20 protein-coding genes and 1 pseudogene are annotated in these 16,188 nt (G+C 67.7%); 10 read left to right on the top strand and 11 right to left on the bottom strand.

Going from position 1 to position 16,188, the window contains the following annotated elements; translation table 11 throughout:
• Positions 1–22 precede the first annotated feature (22 nt).
• Positions 23–316: pseudogene (locus tag C1707_RS27255) on the top strand (c-type cytochrome); the annotation flags it as partial.
• 16 nt (positions 317–332) lie between these two features.
• Here C1707_RS27255 and C1707_RS15290 read toward each other — a convergent pair.
• From C1707_RS15290 to C1707_RS15300, 3 genes are read right to left on the bottom strand one after another with little or no spacing between them, the layout of a single operon-like run.
• Positions 333–1,043, bottom strand: a complete 711-nt coding sequence (locus tag C1707_RS15290) for a cytochrome b (protein WP_240633713.1) — start codon at positions 1,041–1,043, stop codon at positions 333–335.
• Positions 1,040–1,759 carry a cytochrome c oxidase assembly protein gene (locus C1707_RS15295; RefSeq protein WP_101712163.1) on the bottom strand — a complete coding sequence of 240 codons (720 nt, stop codon included), beginning with the start codon at positions 1,757–1,759 and terminating at the stop codon, positions 1,040–1,042. Before C1707_RS15295 ends, C1707_RS15290 begins: the two co-directional genes overlap by 4 nt.
• Before the next feature lie 3 nt (positions 1,760–1,762).
• Positions 1,763–4,111 carry a membrane-bound PQQ-dependent dehydrogenase, glucose/quinate/shikimate family gene (locus tag C1707_RS15300; protein ID WP_101712164.1) on the bottom strand — a complete coding sequence of 783 codons (2,349 nt, stop codon included), beginning with the start codon at positions 4,109–4,111 and terminating at the stop codon, positions 1,763–1,765.
• 98 nt (positions 4,112–4,209) lie between these two features.
• Between C1707_RS15300 and C1707_RS15305 the strand changes: the two genes are divergently transcribed.
• Positions 4,210–4,704, top strand: coding sequence for a hypothetical protein (locus C1707_RS15305; RefSeq protein WP_101712165.1), 495 nt, complete (start codon positions 4,210–4,212; stop codon positions 4,702–4,704).
• Between the two features lie 31 nt (positions 4,705–4,735).
• On the opposite strand, the gene C1707_RS15310 is transcribed toward C1707_RS15305, so the two are convergent.
• The 3 genes from C1707_RS15310 to C1707_RS15320 all read right to left on the bottom strand — a co-directional run bounded on the left by C1707_RS15310 (position 4,736) and on the right by C1707_RS15320 (position 6,712).
• Positions 4,736–4,972, bottom strand: a complete 237-nt coding sequence (locus tag C1707_RS15310; protein ID WP_240633714.1) for an SDR family oxidoreductase — start codon at positions 4,970–4,972, stop codon at positions 4,736–4,738.
• 192 nt (positions 4,973–5,164) lie between these two features.
• Positions 5,165–5,905: a PIG-L deacetylase family protein gene (locus C1707_RS15315; protein ID WP_101712166.1), complete on the bottom strand. Its 741-nt coding sequence runs from the start codon at positions 5,903–5,905 to the stop codon at positions 5,165–5,167.
• Positions 5,906–6,205: 300 nt separating this feature from the next.
• A complete protein-coding gene (locus C1707_RS15320) occupies positions 6,206–6,712 on the bottom strand; it encodes a MarR family winged helix-turn-helix transcriptional regulator (RefSeq protein ID WP_101712167.1) in 507 nt (168 codons plus the stop codon).
• An 89-nt stretch (positions 6,713–6,801) separates the two neighbouring features.
• Here C1707_RS15320 and C1707_RS15325 point away from each other — a divergent pair, with 89 nt between their 5' ends.
• The gene (locus C1707_RS15325) at positions 6,802–8,619 is read left to right on the top strand and encodes a response regulator (protein WP_101712168.1); all 1,818 of its coding nucleotides are present in this window, start codon (positions 6,802–6,804) and stop codon (positions 8,617–8,619) included.
• Positions 8,620–8,698: 79 nt separating this feature from the next.
• Here the strand turns inward: C1707_RS15325 and C1707_RS15330 are convergent, their stop codons facing one another.
• Entirely contained in the window at positions 8,699–9,148 is a 450-nt protein-coding gene (locus tag C1707_RS15330; protein ID WP_101712169.1) for a GNAT family N-acetyltransferase, read from the bottom strand.
• Positions 9,149–9,195: 47 nt separating this feature from the next.
• On the bottom strand, positions 9,196–9,855 hold the full coding sequence (locus tag C1707_RS15335) for an alpha/beta hydrolase (protein ID WP_205686761.1): 660 nt from the start codon (positions 9,853–9,855) through the stop codon (positions 9,196–9,198).
• 543 nt (positions 9,856–10,398) lie between these two features.
• Here C1707_RS15335 and C1707_RS15340 point away from each other — a divergent pair.
• Positions 10,399–10,701, top strand: coding sequence for a hypothetical protein (locus C1707_RS15340; RefSeq protein WP_240633715.1), 303 nt, complete (start codon positions 10,399–10,401; stop codon positions 10,699–10,701).
• A 248-nt stretch (positions 10,702–10,949) separates the two neighbouring features.
• Entirely contained in the window at positions 10,950–11,108 is a 159-nt protein-coding gene (locus C1707_RS26180) for a hypothetical protein (RefSeq protein ID WP_164467365.1), read from the top strand.
• A gap of 338 nt (positions 11,109–11,446) precedes the next feature.
• Here the strand turns inward: C1707_RS26180 and C1707_RS26185 are convergent, their stop codons facing one another.
• On the bottom strand, positions 11,447–11,653 hold the full coding sequence (locus tag C1707_RS26185; protein WP_145998323.1) for a hypothetical protein: 207 nt from the start codon (positions 11,651–11,653) through the stop codon (positions 11,447–11,449).
• 311 nt (positions 11,654–11,964) lie between these two features.
• On the opposite strand from C1707_RS26185, the gene C1707_RS15350 reads away from it, so the two are divergent.
• Genes C1707_RS15350 through C1707_RS15360 form a run of 3 tightly spaced genes read left to right on the top strand, consistent with a single transcriptional unit; the run spans position 11,965 to position 13,047 of the window.
• Positions 11,965–12,159 (top strand): hypothetical protein, encoded by a 195-nt coding sequence (locus C1707_RS15350; protein WP_101712171.1) that lies wholly within the window; start codon positions 11,965–11,967, stop codon positions 12,157–12,159.
• Positions 12,156–12,479, top strand: coding sequence for a hypothetical protein (locus C1707_RS15355; protein WP_101712172.1), 324 nt, complete (start codon positions 12,156–12,158; stop codon positions 12,477–12,479). The genes C1707_RS15350 and C1707_RS15355 overlap by 4 nt, the downstream gene beginning before the upstream one ends.
• Positions 12,463–13,047, top strand: a complete 585-nt coding sequence (locus C1707_RS15360; RefSeq protein ID WP_205686762.1) for an ATP-dependent Clp protease proteolytic subunit — start codon at positions 12,463–12,465, stop codon at positions 13,045–13,047. The genes C1707_RS15355 and C1707_RS15360 overlap by 17 nt, the downstream gene beginning before the upstream one ends.
• 230 nt (positions 13,048–13,277) lie before the next feature.
• On the opposite strand, the gene C1707_RS15365 is transcribed toward C1707_RS15360, so the two are convergent.
• Both C1707_RS15365 and C1707_RS15370 read right to left on the bottom strand, forming a co-directional pair.
• Complete coding sequence (locus tag C1707_RS15365; protein WP_101712173.1) at positions 13,278–14,279, bottom strand: SDR family oxidoreductase; 1,002 nt, start codon at positions 14,277–14,279, stop codon at positions 13,278–13,280.
• A complete protein-coding gene (locus tag C1707_RS15370) occupies positions 14,279–14,581 on the bottom strand; it encodes a hypothetical protein (protein WP_101712174.1) in 303 nt (100 codons plus the stop codon). Before C1707_RS15370 ends, C1707_RS15365 begins: the two co-directional genes overlap by 1 nt.
• 200 nt (positions 14,582–14,781) lie before the next feature.
• On the opposite strand from C1707_RS15370, the gene C1707_RS15375 reads away from it, so the two are divergent.
• Positions 14,782–15,534 carry a Crp/Fnr family transcriptional regulator gene (locus C1707_RS15375; protein WP_101712253.1) on the top strand — a complete coding sequence of 251 codons (753 nt, stop codon included), beginning with the start codon at positions 14,782–14,784 and terminating at the stop codon, positions 15,532–15,534.
• A gap of 170 nt (positions 15,535–15,704) precedes the next feature.
• Positions 15,705–16,175 (top strand): Hsp20 family protein, encoded by a 471-nt coding sequence (locus C1707_RS15380; protein WP_101712175.1) that lies wholly within the window; start codon positions 15,705–15,707, stop codon positions 16,173–16,175.
• The last annotated feature ends 13 nt before the right edge of the window (positions 16,176–16,188 follow it).

Here is a 16,188-nt window from a genome sequence, read left to right on the forward strand (position 1 = left end):
GGGCATCCGGCCTGACAAGGTGATGGGTCCGGTCGTCAAGCCACTTGACGATAGGGCTCGCCGCGCCGTTGCGCTCTATTATTCGAGCTTGCCGACGGCGGGCTCCGACATACCCGGCGGAGCGCCGCCAGCGCTGTGGACGGGAGGCGATGCCGGGCGGGGTCTGGCGCCCTGCGCCGCCTGTCATGGAACCGAGGGACAGGGTGTCGGCGCGGGCCAACCCGCCTTGGCCGGACAACCCGCGGCCTATACCATCGACCAGTTTGCTCGCTGGCGGCGCGCGGTGCGCCGCAACGATCCGCGCGGGGTGATGACCACGATCGCGAGCAAGCTCAGCGAGGACGAAGTCGCCGCCCTGGCGGCCTGGCTAGAGACGCAACCCGCTTCTCCAGCGCCCGCCAGCGGCGTTGCCAGCGCGTCCGCCGTCGAGGCCGCTGCGGCAGGATCGGCAGCATCCCGTGAAGGACGTCGTCGCGATCGATGAGGTGGTGCTTCAGCGCCGCGCCCACATGGATAGGGATCATGGCGACGAGGCTGAGGGCCAGGCCCCAGTGCAGCCACTCGGCGACGGCCTCGATCGTCCAGAGCGTCGCGTGCGACAGCTCGCCGAACGGCAGCAGAGGCCAGGGCGTCAGGTTCAGCAGGGTAAGGTCGGTCTCGCGGCTGGTTGCGGACACCATGGCCCAGCCCGTCAGCGGCAGGCCGAACAGGCAGCTGTAGAAGACGTAATGGGTGACGTGGGCGGCCGTGCTTTGCCAGCCGGGCTTGTCGGCGTCGTTGATGACGGCCGGGGCGAACAGTCGCCAGCCAACACGACCCAGCACCAAAACGAGCATCAGCACGCCGATCAGGTAGTGCAGTTCGTAGGCCGCCTGCATCTGGGCGCCGGGCGCGGCGCGGCCCATCCACCAACCCCAGCCGAGCTGGAAGGCCACGAGCCCGGCCATGGTCCAGTGAAAGACGATGGCCACCGGCGAATAGCGTCCCTCGTCGGCATGGCCGGCGGCCCATTCGAAGATGTTCTCGATCAGGCGGTCGATCATCGGGCCGCCAAGCCCGAGGCGCTACGCAGCCGCCGGCCCAGCAGGGCGAGCGCCGCGGCAAGGTAGACGCCGGCCGCCGGAATCCACATGACCAGGCCCGCCAGTTGCTGGTCGTCGAGCGGCGACAAGCCCCAGGACCCAGTTGTGAGGGCGTGCGGCGTGTAGAGCGCGCGCGGCATGAAGGTCAGCAGGGCGCCCAGTAGTCCCATCTGCACGGTGGTCGCCAACAGTGCGGCGACGGCGGCCGGGACCGGAGCGGCCCGAACCGCACGCCAGAACATCATCGCCGAGGCCAGCATGCTGACTTGCATCAGCCAGTAGACGCCGTGATTCGACAGCGCCGCCTCGTAGAGCGCCGGAACGTGCCACAGCCAAAAAGCTCCGGCGAAGACCAGCGTCGCGGCCGCGAGACTCCTCGATGCGCGGGGCCGGGGCAGCGCCCAAGCCATCAAGGGCGCGGCGAGGCTGGTCAGCAGCACGTGGTGCGCCGTGCGAGCCGAAAACAGCGCCGAACTGAGCGCGCAGAGGGGCGATACGAAGCTGACCAGCAATAACGTCACGGACGCGAAGGCCAAGCCGCGCCTGGTCGGGACCGCGACCCAAAGCCATGCGTACGTCAAGACCAGCGCGCCGAGCAGCAGCGGGTCGAGGTTCCACCGGCTCCAGATCTCGGCGGGCGAGGGGCCGGCGCCGCAGTAAGGCGTCCAGGTCTCCATGGCTCAGCTTTTCGGCAGGGCGTAGGCGATCAGGTAGTCGCCCTCGGGCGTCTCCATGAAGTGATGCCCACCGGCCATGATCACCACGTACTGGCGGCCGTCTTGCTCGTAGACCATGGGATTGGCCTGGCCGCCGGCCGGCAGCACGTCGCTCCACACCGTCTTGCCAGTCTCGATGTCGATGGCGCGGAACAGGTTGTCGGTCGCCGCCGCGATGAAGACGAGCCCCCCGGCGGTGACCACCGAACCACCGTTGTTGGGCGTGCCGATGTCGACGGGCAGCATCGAGGGAATGCCGAAGGGCCCGTTGCGTCGCGCCGTGCCGAACGGGCGATCCCACAGCGTGGCGCCGGTCTTCAGGTCGATGGCGCGGATGCCGCCGTAGGGCGGGCGCTTGCACAGCATTCCCGTACCGGGCATCCGCCAGCCGGCGTTGACGTCGATGGCGTACGGAACGCCCGTCTGCGGGTCGCCAGCGCCCTCGGCGCCGCCGGCCTTGGTCTTCTCGCGTGGGTCGCCGCGCGGGAACCACCCCTTGGCGTCGGCCACGGCGCGCGGGATCAGCTGGTTGTAGTTGGGCATGTCGTTGTAGTTGGCGACGATCACGCCGCGCCGTGGGTCCAGCGCGATCCCGCCCCAGTCGGAGCCGCCGTTGTAGCCGGGATACTGGATCCAGCGGGCCTTGGCCTGCGGCGGGGTGTAGGGGCCATTGTAGATCGCGCGCTTGAACTGGATGCGGCAGATCATCTGGTCGATCGGCGACATGCCCCACATGTCCTTCTCGGTCAGCCGGGGCTTGGCCAGGCTGTGATAGAGCGAAAAGGGCTGGGTCTTGGCGCGCTCGGCCGGCTCGACGCCGCCTCCGGGAACGCCGCGCTCCTCGACACCGGTCAGCGGGCGGCCGGTGCGCCGGTCGAGGATGTAGATCTCGCCCTGCTTGCTGGGCAGGATGATCGCGGGCACAAGGCCGCTCGCCGAGGGAAAGTCGACCAGCGTGCCCTGCGAACCCAGGTCATAGTCCCACACGTCGTTGTGGGCCGTCTGGAACTTCCAGCGCGGCTTGCCGGTGGTCACGTCCAGCGCCACCAGGGCGGACGACCATTCCTTCTCCGCCGGGCGGCGCAGAGAACTGTAGTAGTCGGCGGCCGAATTACCCATCGGCAGGTAGACGAGGCCCAGGGCGTCGTCGCCGGTGGCCGTGGTCCACATGTTCGGCGTGCCGGGGGTGTAGGTGCGTCCTGTCGGCGGCAGGCCGGTGATGTCGGGCGCCATCATGTCCCAGGCGAAGCGCATCTGGCCGGTGACGGCGTCGTAGCCCTGGATGACGCCCGACGGCGCCCAGCGCTTCTGGCCGTCCAGCACCTGGTGGCCGGTGACGATGATCCCGCGCACGATGGTCGGCGCAGACGTGATCGACACCATGCCAGGCGTGACCTCGCCCATGCCGATCTTGATGTCGACCTGGCCGCCATGGCCAAAGTCCGCGCAGGGCTTGCCCGTGCGAGCGTCGACGGCGATCAGCCGGCCGTCCAGCGTGCCCTCGATGATCCGCGCGGCGCAGGCGGCGTCGGGCGCCGCGCCAGGCTGTACGAAGTAGGTCACGCCTCGGCAGGCGGCCGTATAGGGGATGGCGTCCTTGGAGACCTTAGGGTCATAGGCCCAGCGCTGCTTGCCGTCGCGGGCGTCCAGCGCGAATAGCTGGTTCATCGCCGAGCACAGATAGACGCTGTCGCCGATCTTCAGCGGCGTGGTCTCGGCGCCGAACTTCTCAGGCAGGTCGCCGGTGCGGAAGGTCCAGACGCGCTCAAGCTTGCCGACATTGGCCTTGGTGATCTGGGCGGCGGCCGAGAAGCGCTGGGCGTCGTGCGAGCCGCCATAGGCGATCCAGTCGGCGCCCATCGCAGCGCCGGGTCCGGCGAGCGCCGCAGGCAGCGGCCTGGCCGGCGTCGGGCGATTGGCTGTCGCGACGATCGCGCCGCCTACGCCGACCAGTACGACGAACGCGGTGAGACCAGCCAGCATCGGCTTGCTTCCCCGTCGCGTCAGCACCGGCAGCGACAGCACGATCAGCAGCAGGATTACCAGCGGGGCGACGAGACGCGGCACGAGGGCCCAGCCGTCCAGCCCGGTCTCCCAGAGCGCCCAGACTAGGGTCAGGGCAAAGATGACGAAGTAGACGATCGCGCCGGCCGGCTTCAGGCGCGTGATCAGCACGCCCGCGACCAGTAGGCCAAGCCCCGCCAGAACGTAGTAGGGCGACCCGCCCAGGACGGCGAGCCAGGCTCCGCCGACGCCCAGCACCAGACCGATCAGAACCAGGAGAGCGCCCAGCAGGCGAACCAAGACCGACATGCATCTCTCCACCGAAGCTCGGTGCGACAACACCGGCGGGCGAGGGGCGTTCCGTGGCGTGGCTCTGAACCTCGAGGCGCGTGGCGTGTTCAGCCGGCATGACCAACACCGCCTTGATCCCTTCCGCCCTCATCGGCGCCGTCGCCAGCGCCCGATCGATGACCCCGATGGCCACCATCGCCTCCGCCCGCCTGGCCGGCCGCTCGACGCCCGGCAAGCTCGTCCTGCTCGACCATCCACTGTTCAAGTTCGGCGCCCTGGCCATGGGCGTCGGCGAGCTGCTGGGCGACAAGATGAAGACTGCGCCCGACCGGACTGTGTTCCTGGGCCTGCTGGCCCGCGTCGCCAGCGCCGGCATCGCCGGCGCCGCTCTGGCTCCGCGCGGCCGCGAAAAGGCCGGCGCGGGGGTGGCGATCGCGACCGCCGTGCCGCTGGCCTATCTGACCCTGGCTGGGCGCAAGCGGGCGATGGCCAAAATCGGCCAGACGCCCAGCGGTCTCGTTGAGGACGCGTTGGTCGTCGCCGCGGGCGTCGCAACCATCGCCTTCTTCACGCGCCAGAAGTGGGGCGCCCCCTCCCTCAAGGCGGCGTGAGGGGAGGCGTCAGGCGATGCCCCGCCGCCGGTCACGCCATAAACCTCGCCGGTGGTGAAGCTGGCCTTTTGCGAGGGAGCACCACATAGACCGGCGCGATCTCGACCGGTTGGCCGGGACGGCCGAACTGGCTTTGCTCGCCGAAGTGCTGGACCTTCTCCTGGGTCTGACCGCCGCTGGGCTGCAGCACGGTCCAGAAGGGCCCTGGGGCCACGGCGTTGACCCGCACGCCGTCCTTGGTCAGCTGCTTGGCCAGGGCCTTGGTCAAAGCGACGACGCGGGCAGGTCGGCGCGAGCGCCGCAGGCCGTTTCTCGACCGCAGCGCCGCTTCTATTTTCGCCAAGGGGGGCGGGCGCTTTTCCCTTCCAGGGGCGGGTCTAGAGACCTTCCCCGCGCAGGGGGCGGCTGCGACAGTGACTTGGGTGAGGGGGCGCGCGGCGGCGATGGAAGCCGTACGGCCTTAGAGGCGGCGCTCGAGGAAAATCTCGAACGGCCGCTCGACCAAGGCTGCGATCTCGGGCGCAAGCCCAAAGCCCGTCCGATCATCGGTCGTCATGCCTGGCTGCGTGGCGTGGGCCTCAAGAACCCGCCGGCGCGGTTCGATCAGGTCCGCGCACGGCAGGCCCCAGACGTTCTTGGCGCCATGGCGCTGCACCAAGTCTGGATCCGTCCAGCCCTCAACCAGATACTCCATCAAGGCGACATCCCGCGCCAGCAGCCTGCTGAGGTCGGCGCCGAGCGTCGCGGCGGCGGCGCGATCGACCCTTGCCTCGCCGCGCCAGGGGGCCCATACGCTCCAGGGCGTGAACGCGCCACACCAGTCCTTCAACGTCTCGAGCGTCTGCTCATAGACTGAAAGCTCCTCGGGACGTGGGCCGTCTGGCCCATCGAGGAACAGGATGTCGCTGCTTAGCACGCCCAGCCCGTTGAGAGCCTGGATAGCTTCGGATCGTCGCTGGTCGCCCAAATATTCAGACGGCGAGTAGAGCTGAACGCCCCCTCCTGCGGTGACGAAGGCCACCCGGGGGCGCAGGCCGCGGCCGGCGGCGCGGGCCAGGAGACCCCCGCAGCCGAGGATTTCATCGATCGGATGCGAAGCGATGACAAGCACGGGCGACAAGCCCTCCAGAACGCCGTCGTCGATCGCATAGGCCTGGTTGACCAGAGCCGCCCAAGCCGTCTCGCCGGCAGGGGTCACCATCGGGTCTGACTTCCGCCTCTATGGACGCCCTGTGATCTTGCGTAGGCGACGGCGAGCGCGACGCCTCTTCCAGCTCGCCCTGGGCGGCTTGGCGCAGACTGGCGGGGAAGGTGGTCCATCGCAGGCTCCGGGCGCGTGCGGTTGCAACGCCGCTTCATGGGCTTTGATCCCGATCTCATCCTAGAGTCGGCGAAGGCGTCCACTCGCGAAATTGCCTGAGCAGTGCGAGGCTTGGGACCCACGCAGCTATCCCGAGAGCTTCAAACGGGGCCACGGCCGGATTTCAAGAGCGGTTCGCGTTCAGCGCGTTTCGAGCAAGGCCAGCAGCGTCTGGTTCATAGCCTGCAGCTCGCTCCGCAGCGCGATGATCTGGCTGTCGGTTAAAGGCAGTTGGCGAACGACCGTGCGCCGCGCCTCAAGCGCCTGCTCCCTCAGGCTCCAGCCCTTGGCGGTAAGCTCGACCCAGACGCGCCGCTCGTCTTGCCCATCGCGCGAGCGCAGGAGCAGGCCCTTGCCTTCCATGCGCTTGACCAGCGGCGTGATGGCGCCCGTGTCCATGCAAAGCAGACGGCGTAGATCGCCCATGCTGGCCCGGCCGCTTTCCTGCCAGAGCGAGATCAGCACGAGATACTGCGGGTGGGTCAGATCCAGAGGATCCAGCATCGTGCGATAAAGCCGCGTCACCAGACTGTCGGAGGTCTGCAGCGCCAGACAAAGTTGCTGATCGACGCGCAGTTCCTCGAACGCACCAGGGCGGGGTTCTGACGGGCGTCCCGAGGCGTCGGCGGCGAAGGGGTCCTGGACCATATGTCTGGTTGTAGACGAAGTGGCCGATACGTCAAAAGCATCAATGTCAAAAATATCGATGTCGATACAATCGACTCTTAATTATAGCGATGCGAGAAGCGCTGATGACGATTTTCTCGCTCCCATTCGGCAAGGGCTCAGGCGGACGGCGCGCCTCTGATCGGTTGCTGATCGTTGCCCCGCCGGCCCATCGCGAGCGCCGCTCCACCATCGTCGTGGCGCAAGGTCTGCGCTACTGGCTTCTCGGGGCTTGGGCGTTCTTGCTGGCCGTCGTCTGCGGCGCCGGCGTGGCCCTGACCTGGTTTGTGACCTGTTGCGGCCTTGGCCTTGCGCGAGGGCGCTTCGAGAAAGCCCTGGCGCGCCGCCCGGGCGTGAGCGTCGGGGCCGAACTGACCGCGGTGGCGACCCTGACGTCGGCCGCCTGGGCCCTGGCCCCGTTCATGGCCTGGACCGCCCATGGCCCCTGGTCGCTTCTGGCCACGACAGTGTTTCTCTTCGCCGGCGTCCTCCTGGTCGCCACCCAGTTTCGCCACCTGCCCAGGCGCGCGCTCATCGTGGCCTCGCCCTATCTCGCCGTCCTCGGCTATGTCCTCGCCACGGCCGGGGATGCGCCCGGCCGCTGGGCGCTTGTGGCGTCGGTCGGCGTCGCCGGCTCGGCGATCCTGACCAAGGTCTTCTTCGGCAGGGTGCACAAGGCTCAGATCGACGCCTTTCAGGCCGAGCAGGCCCGCCTGATCGCCGAGCTCGAGAAAGCTCGTGACGCAGCCACCGCGGCCAGCGACGCCAAGTCCGCCTTCCTGGCGATCATCAGTCATGAACTGCGTACGCCCATGAACGGCGTGCTTGGAGCGGCCCAGCTTCTGCGCCGTGGCGCTCTGGATGAGGCGGCCCGCGATCTGGTCGCCGTCATCGACGAGCAGGGCCGCACCCTGGCCAGCTTGCTGGACGATGTCCTGGACTTCGCGCGTATCGAAGCCGGCAAGCTCGAGGTCGTCCCTGTCGCGACGGATCTTGACGAGCTGCTACGCCGCACCGTCGCCCTATGGACGCCGCGTGCGCGTGACAAGGCGCTGGCGCTCGAACTGCGGGTCATCGGGGAGGCGCCGGCCGTCATCATGACCGATCCCGTCCGTCTCTGTCAGATGCTGCATAATCTTGTGTCCAACGCGGTGAAGTTCACCGAGCAGGGTGAGGTGAGCGTGGAGGTGAGCGTCGATGACGTCGAGGGCCAGGAGCGCCTGCTCATCGCCGTCGCCGATACCGGGCCGGGCGTGGCGCGCGCCGACCGCGAGCGCCTGTTCCAGGCCTTCAGCCAGATCGACGTCAGCAGCACGCGACGTCACGGGGGCGCGGGGCTTGGCCTTGTGATCTCGCGCCGCATCGCCGGCCTTCTGGGAGGCGATCTTCGGCTTGATCCTGTCCCGTCGGGCGCTCGCTTCGTCATCGACTTGCCGCTGGCGCGCTGCCAGCGCCTGGAGGAAACCGGCTCCGACAAGGCCGACGCCGCCGGCGTGGTCGCCTCGCGCCGAATCCTCGTGGTCGAGGACCACCCGGTTAACCGCAAGATCCTCGTGACCTTCCTGGAAGCGGCCGGTCATGCCTGCGTGGTGGCCGAGAATGGCGCCGAGGGCCTCGTCGCCGCCCGCGCCGGCGCCTTCGACCTCATCCTGATGGACGTCAACATGCCGGTGATGAATGGGCTGGAGGCGGTCCGAGCCATGCGCCTGGAAGGTATCGACATTCCAACGGTGCTGCTCAGCGCCAGTGCGGCCCCGGCCGATCGGCGGGCCGGTTTGGACGCGGGGGCGGACGGCTACATGGCCAAGCCGGTGGAGTTCGCCAAGCTTCAGTCGCTGATCGAGGCCGCCTGTTCGCCCCAGCCCGCGCTCGAGACGGCCGTTTGGTGATGGGCCTATCCGTGCGAGCCGGCCGGGTCATCGACCTTGGCCGCCGACCGTCCAACATCTTTGGACGGGTCAGAGGCTGTCAGCTGCGCTTTCTTAAGGCGCGGGTCAGAAGCTCGCCGCTTTCGACAAAGCCCGTGGCCAGGCAGAAGGCGCGCAGGTCCCCCGGTGCGATCGGCGCGTGAAGAACAAGGTCGCCGCACCCCGCCAAGCGAGCGGCCTGGGACGCGGCCTTGAGGAGCACGCGCGCGACCCCGTTTCGTCGCCGCTCCGGATCGACGAGCAGGGTCGAGATCCACCCTACCTTCTGGTCGGCCGTCAGAACCGAATGCCAGTGCACCACGATGACGCCCGATGGAGGACCCCACTCATCAGCGATGAGCAACAGGCCAGGCTGGTCCTGAATGGCCTTCAGGCGCAAAGCAAGTTTGTCCCGGGCCATGGTCTGGCCCGCTGTGCTTAGCAATGCGACCAATCCGTCCACATCGCCGTTGTCGGCGGCTCGAATGGAAAGGCCAAGGCGGCTCGACATGGTGGTTCTGCCTTCTGGTCGGGCGGCGTTGAGCGGAGGTTTGCTACCTAGGCCAGGCGGCTGATCAAGAAGCGCGCGCCCAACTGGAGGCCCACTTCGTCGATGCTGTGGCCAAGACCTCGCGAGACATGGGATGCCACGTCGAAGTCCAGGCCTTTGAGCTGGACTTCGGCTTGATGCAAAGCTTCGACGGGCAGGATCTCGTCGCGGTCGCCGTGCACGAGGAGGACCGATGGCCTGGTCACGACCTCGCCAGCCAAGGCGTCCGGGTCGGCCAGCATCCCGGAAAAGCCGACGACGCCGGCCAGGGTCCTGGCCCGGCGCGGCCCCACATGCAGCGCCATCATCGCGCCCTGGCTGAACCCGACGAGCGCTAGCTTGTCTTCGCCGAGGCCATGGGCGGCGAGCTGGGCGTCGATATAGGCGTTCAGGGGCGGGGCCGAAACGCGCACGCCCGCCGCACGCGCCGCGGGCGTCAGGTTGGTCAACGGCCACCATTGTCGGCCGTAGGGTACGCTTTCGCAGGGCTGAGGCGCATCGGGTGAGAGAAACAGCGTGTCGGGCAAGGCTGGAGCCCAGTAGGGCGCCAGGTCGATCAGGTCCGCGCCGTCCGATCCGTAGCCGTGCAAGAAAATCACCAGAGATTTGGCCGGGCCGCCCGACGCGGGCGCCGCGCTGGGACCAGCAAGCATGGGGATCCGGGTCATGGCGGTTTCTGGTCTCTCGGCGCTCGATGAGCCTCTCGTTATAGCGTCGGGCGCGGCAAGGTCGCGCGGCAAGACTTGAACAGACCCGTGGGGTCGTCTTTCGTCCTTCCTGGATAGCGCGAGCACCACGCCCAAGGCTTGGTTTCTTAAGCGAGCCCAACATCCGCTCGTGGGGTGATCCAGTTTGCGGCCACCTTGCCCTTGGCCGTTCAGGCGTTACGACGCTGCCGGCCGCCACTCGGACCCTGCGACCCGATTCAATTTTGAGACGAATGCGGCGGAACAAGCTGCGCCGCTACGCATTTCGTCCAGGTCAAATCCCCTTTGACCGCACTAACGAGGCCCTGGCGAGGTTCCCCCGAGCGCCAGGGCCTTTTTGCCGGCGGCGTGCTGGCGAAGCTAAGGTTAGGCCACTAGGCGCGTTTGGCCGCGGGACCTCTGCTTGCCTGCAATGCTGCATCGGATCGGGCAGAGGCAGCGCATCCTGCCGGTCCAACGGCCAGCGATCCGCCAAACGCCAAGCATCCAATGCGACGGTCAGTCGTGGCGTTTCTCGCCGTCAATGGCTTGGGACGAACGCTTGTCCTTCGGATCGTGGCGGTGATGTACGTCGCGCTCTTCGCCGCCGCCCAACGCCGTGCGTGGGCCACCGTCAACAAGGATGATGGCGGCGGTAGGAAGTCCGGCTCGGGCCGTGGGAAGGACACCGGCCATCCGGCAGCTCACAAGGGCGGCAAGAAAGGTGGCGAGGCCTCCGCGAGCCGCAGCGCCGCCGAACGATCGGCCTCGGCCAGAAAAGCCGCCGCCACCTGCAAGCGCAACGCCGAGCATCACCCCCACCACTGACCTTGGAAAGGCGCTAAGCCGCGTTGATCTTGCCCGGCTCGGGGTGACGAAACTCCTGTCCTGGGCGCACGGTCGTTGCCTCACGCCCGTCCGCGGCCCGCTTATAGGCCGAACGCCTTGATCGGCTGGGGCGGGCGGGGGAGCGCGGTCTCGCGTCGCAACTGGACCGCTCCTATGGCGTTCCGCCGATCGGAACAGCCCTTATTGTGGAGTCATCGGTGCCGCACGATCCGCTAGACCAACCGCTCATGGCGAAGCTCATCGACGGTGAAGTCGTCATCACCGGGCCCAACGGGTTCAACGGCTCGCTGACGATCGCCGCCGCGAAAGCTTCCGCGCGGAATTTGCTCGAGGCGATCGAGGACGCGAGCGATGGAGGCGAGGTTTACCAAAAGCCGCTGGGCTGAGGCGGCGACTCTTTCGGGCTAGGTATGCAACGCCGGGCCGTCGGACTTGCGGTGATCAGCAGAGGCCGGGCGTCTGCCGGGTGGAACTGGTCATGACAGCGTCAGCGTCAGCGTGAGCGTCATGTTCATTGCGGGCGCGTCGCTCCCTCGTCAGGGCGAAGCTTCCTGCGGCGGGAAAGTTGATGCCTGGGGCGACAGTGGGGCGTGGCGCGGCCTCGTCTCAGGCCCGCTTGCGGATCGGTCCTGGCTGCGTATCGCCGGACAGACAGTGCTCTGCTGACGCCAGTCGGGCCGGGCCGGCAATCCTGACCCTGCGGGCTAGGGACAGATTGTCTGGATCAGGGCGTTCGGTTCGCATCCGAACGGGTGGAACCACCGTTGGACGAGAGGCTACCGCCGATCTCCGCGCCGGGCTTGTTGCTGACCACGGCGATGCCGGCGATGATCAGGATGGCCAGGACGAGGAGTATGATCCAAGTCGTTCGCGTTTGGTTGGGCTTACGGGCGCTGGCGGGCGTGTCAGGCTCGTTCTTCGGCGTCACCATGTTGCTCTCCTGCCTGCCGAGCGCGCTCGACCAGCTGTGATGCAAACGAAGCATTCGTTGAAGAACCGCCGGCGGATAACAAACGCTAACTTGAGCGATTTTGCGGCCCCAGAGGAGACCGGCGCCTTGGGGAGGACGGCCTGAGCGAGGATCAGAGCGCCTGAGGAACCGATGGGCGTTCCAGGCGAGGCCGCATGGAGGCGCGGCCGAGGGGAGGCTGGGGGCTGGAGCATTCGGCACCCGTTCCATCCGCGGCCGGGCGCCGGAGGACATGCAGGGGAACATCAAAAGCTCGAGCGCATTGCCCGTGCATGTCACGACAAACCTATCAAGAGCCTCTGAATGTCGTCCTTGAGAACGGCGAGGTCGTCTTCACCGGGCCGGACGGCATGACCGGGGCGATGAGCCTGGACGCCGCGCGACAGACGATCGCCAAGCTGAAGGCCGCGGTCGCTAAAATCGACGATGGCGAATCTACCAGCAGCCGCTTGGATAGACCCGCGTGACGACGGCCGAAGAAGAAACCTTCTACGTCCTCGACGGCCGGACCGTGCGCCAGGCGGATGAGGACGCCCACACTGCCTTCTGGAGCCGGGAAGATCCTGGCCGGGTAGGGCTGGACTTCGCCGGCGAGGTCGAGATCAGCACCGTCTTCCTGCCGCGTCCGGCGGTCGAGACTTTGCTGGGCAGGCCGCTGCTCTTTGAGACCTCGCTGTTTGGCCCAACGGGTTTCATCGGCGTCGTAGGACGCTATGCGACGTGGAGCGAGGCGTCTGCGGGCCACCGCCGCATCGACGAGGAGTTGCGTGGTGGCAAAGCCCACTAGGCGGGCGCACGCTTGCGATCTTTCCATCCTGGACGCGCCTCAGGTTGTGGTTTGCGGTGAGATCACCGAAGATCTTTACGCCGATTTCCGCGCGCAGACGGCCAACGCCGCCCGCGATGATCTGGTCGTGGTGGCGATGACCACCCTGGGCGGCGATCCCGAAGTGGCCAGGGCCATGGCCGAGGAGGTCAGGGCCCACGCTCGCTCTAACGCGCGGCAACGCTGGATCTTCCTCGGCAGGGCGGTGGTCTATTCGGCCGGCGTGACCTTTATGAGCGCCTTTGCCAGGTCGGATCGTTATCTCTCCCGGGACTGTCGCCTGATGATCCACGAGCGGCAGATCCACAAGACGCTCGAGATCCATGGCCCTCTGAGCGCCTGTATGGCCTCGGCCCAGGCTCTTGTTCATGAGATCGAGAACGGCATGGCTATCCAGGACGAGGGTTTCGCCGATCTGGTGAAGGATGCAAGCCTGCCCCTGGAGACCCTTCGTCTGCGCGTGCGCGACAACTGGTATCTGGACGCGGCCGAGGCGCTGTCGCTCGGTCTGGTCGAAGGCCTCGTCTAGGGCGCTTCCGTTCCAAAGAAGCGGACGGCCTGGCGGCGGTGGGGGCGGGAGGAATGTTGAGATGGAGCCAGGTCGAACACCGACCCCGACCGGCCCGAATATTCGAGTCAACCTCATGTGTGGCTTGCCCGGCGACGGGGCCGGGGCGCGGGATCGGGTGGATACCGCGGCGCGGATCTTCCGGCGCTAAATCTTTGCGGCCCGGTGCGGGCAGGGCGCGGGGCCTGGTTTCAGCGGCGTGAGGCGCTTCGTCGCCATAGGCTTGCCAAGGCGATGGCCGCGCCGGCGAGCAGCGTCGCGGCCAGGGCGCGGTTGAACACGCTGGCGGGCGGCAAGCCCTTGCGGTCCAGCCACGCGCCGTCGGTGTCGCCCGGACCCGGGCCGGCGGCCAGCAGCGCCCCGTCCGTTGTCGGGCCGGGCTTGGCCCTCGCCAAGACCGTGCGCAGTGCGAGCCCGACGAGCCGTTCGGTAAGGACGGGGGCCAGACCGTAGGCAAACTTCGAAGCCGCCGAGGGCCAGCCGACGACGGTCTCGGCCCGTGGCCGCCCGATCAGCCGAAGGAAGACGCGCGCGACGTCGTCGGGGCGGTAGAGCAGCGGACCCGGGTTCAGGCTACGGCCGCTCCAGTTGGCGCCGTGAGCAAAGCCCGGCGTGTCGACGATGGCGGGGAAGACCGCGCAAACATGGATGTCGGGATAGGGAGCGAGCTCCTGCCGCAAACTGGCGGTCAAGCCTCGAAGGCCAAACTTGCTGGCGGCGTAGGCCGCGGCGAAGGGCGTAGGCGTCCAGGCGCCGAGGGAGACGTTGTTGATCAGCAGACCATGGCCCTGCCGTATGAACCTGGGAACCACGGCGGCCGCGCCATGCAGCGCCCCCATGAGGTTAACTTCGATGGTCTGCCGGTGCAGCGCCAGATCAACCTCTTCCAGTCGTCCGACCGCGCCGACGCCGGCGTTATTGATCCAGACGTCGATCCGGCCGTAGCGCCGCTCGGCCGCCTGGGCGAGCGCCTGCATCGCCGAGGGATCGGAGACGTCCGTGGGGGCCGCCGTCGCCCGGGCTCCAAGGGCGACGCATTGATGTGCGAGGTCGACGAGCACCTCTTTGCGGCGCGAGGCCAGCACGAGATTGGCGCCCGAGCGCGCGAACATCAGGGCGGTGGCGCGACCGATGCCGCTGGACGCCCCGGTGATCACCACGGTCTGGCCCGCGAGGGCGGCGAGCTTGCCCATTAGCGGTCCGACGGCGTGTCAGGCGGCGACCCGGTCAGCCCCTGCTGATCGCTGCTCGACCGGCTCGTGGCGGTCTGTCCGCCCGTCTGGTGGGCGTTTTCCGAGGCGTCGGTGGCCGTGGGCGTGTTGTCGGCGCCGGGCGCGCCGGCGGAGGGCCGTCCCTCTCGCGTAGAGCCGACGCCGGCCGGCGCGGAGGCGGCCGCGTTGCGGGCGTCGCTTTGCGGGGTGGCCGGGCGTTCCTGTTCGCGCGAGCAAGCGCTGACAGCAAGAACGGCGACTAGCAGGATCCAGCGAAGGCGCATGGGGACTCTCATCGGCTGCAGGAGACAGGGACAAGCCGCCGCGGAAAGCCAATGTTCCGGACTTGCTCATTTGACGCCGCCGGTGGGCGACGCTGAAAGAGCAGGGGTCTGTGGGGGCGCTAGCCCTCCGCCCGGGGCAAGTCGAGGAACGTCGCTGCGACGGCGCCGTTTTGCTGGCCGTGGCTTTCAAGGCGGCGCGCATGGACCGGGATGATCGCGGCGAGGCCGTCAAGGAGGGGCGGGCGGCGTTTATCCGCAAGCTTGCCCGCCGCGATGACCTGTCGGCCGTGGAAATCGCCGAACTGCAGGGTCTTCAGGGGCGAATCCGAGATGTCCGCGCGGGCGAAGATATCATTGCGTTGCGGGCTCACGTCGAAATGAGCTCGTTGCTGCTTTGGGGCGTTTGCGGACGCTACTCCGCCTTTCGGGACGGGCCGCGGAGGTTCACCGAAATCAACGTGCCGGGCGATTTTATCGATCTGCATGGCTTCGTGATGAAGCAACTCGACCACGGCGTACTTGCCTTCTCGGACTGCCGCATCCTGGAAGTCCCCCACAGCCACCTGCGAGACCTGACACGCAAGCATCCGCATCTGGCCAGGCTTTTATGGCTTGAAACGGTGGTGGACGCGGCGATCCATCGACAATGGCTTCTGTCGACGGGCCAGAACGGCCCCGCCCGGCTGGGTCGGTTGCTTTGCGAGCTTTATGTCCGCCTGGAGCAGGTCGGCCTGGCCAGTCGCTTCCAGATGCATCTGCCGATGACCCAGCAACAGATGGGCGAGGCGCTGGGCTTTTCTCTCGTCCACGTCAATCGCACCGTGCAGGTCTTGCGCCGCAACCGGCTCCTGTCCTGGCGCGGTCAGGTCTTGGAGCTGCTCGACTGGGAGCGGCTCGTCGCCTTGTCCGAGTTCGATCCCACCTACCTGCGCCTGCACAAGGAGAAGATCTGACCCGACGTCGCCGACCGGACGGATGATGAAAAACCCGGCCAGAAGCTCTTGACGTGGGAATGTCGCCTCCTACCTCCTTGCTCGCTCGCCGGGACGTCTGGTCGCGGCGAGCGGGGCGCGCGAGCGCTTCGATGCGCCCCTCATGTCCAACTTGCTTGCGAGAGATGGAAATGAGCAACGCGTTCGATTTTGCACCGCTCTACGGCTCGATGATCGGCGTGGATCGGATGGTGGATCTGGTCGAGGCCGCCTTGCGCGGCGAGCCGGGCGGCGCCTGGCCTCCGTATGACATCGAAAAGGTCGGCGAGGGTCGCTATCGCATTCACCTGGCCGCGGCCGGGTTTGCGCCGTCGGACCTGGAGATCATCGCCCAGCCCAACCTTATGGTGGTGCGCGGGCGCAGCACGGCGGATGCGACTGGCCGGACCTTCCTGCACCAGGGGTTTGTCCCGCGCGACTTCGAGCGGCGTTTCGAACTGGCCGACCATGTGGTTGTCCGCGATGCCAGACACACGCACGGCGTCTTGACGATCGATGTCGCCCTGGAGCTTCCCGATGCGCTGAAGCCGCGTCACATTCCGATTTCGACCACTGGCGCGACGCTGGCCCTGGAGCGGCCGGCGCGGCGTCACGCCGCCTAGCCAGGAGGCGGCC

The sequence above is a fragment of the Caulobacter flavus genome (genome assembly GCF_003722335.1).
Taxonomy (GTDB): domain Bacteria; phylum Pseudomonadota; class Alphaproteobacteria; order Caulobacterales; family Caulobacteraceae; genus Caulobacter; species Caulobacter flavus.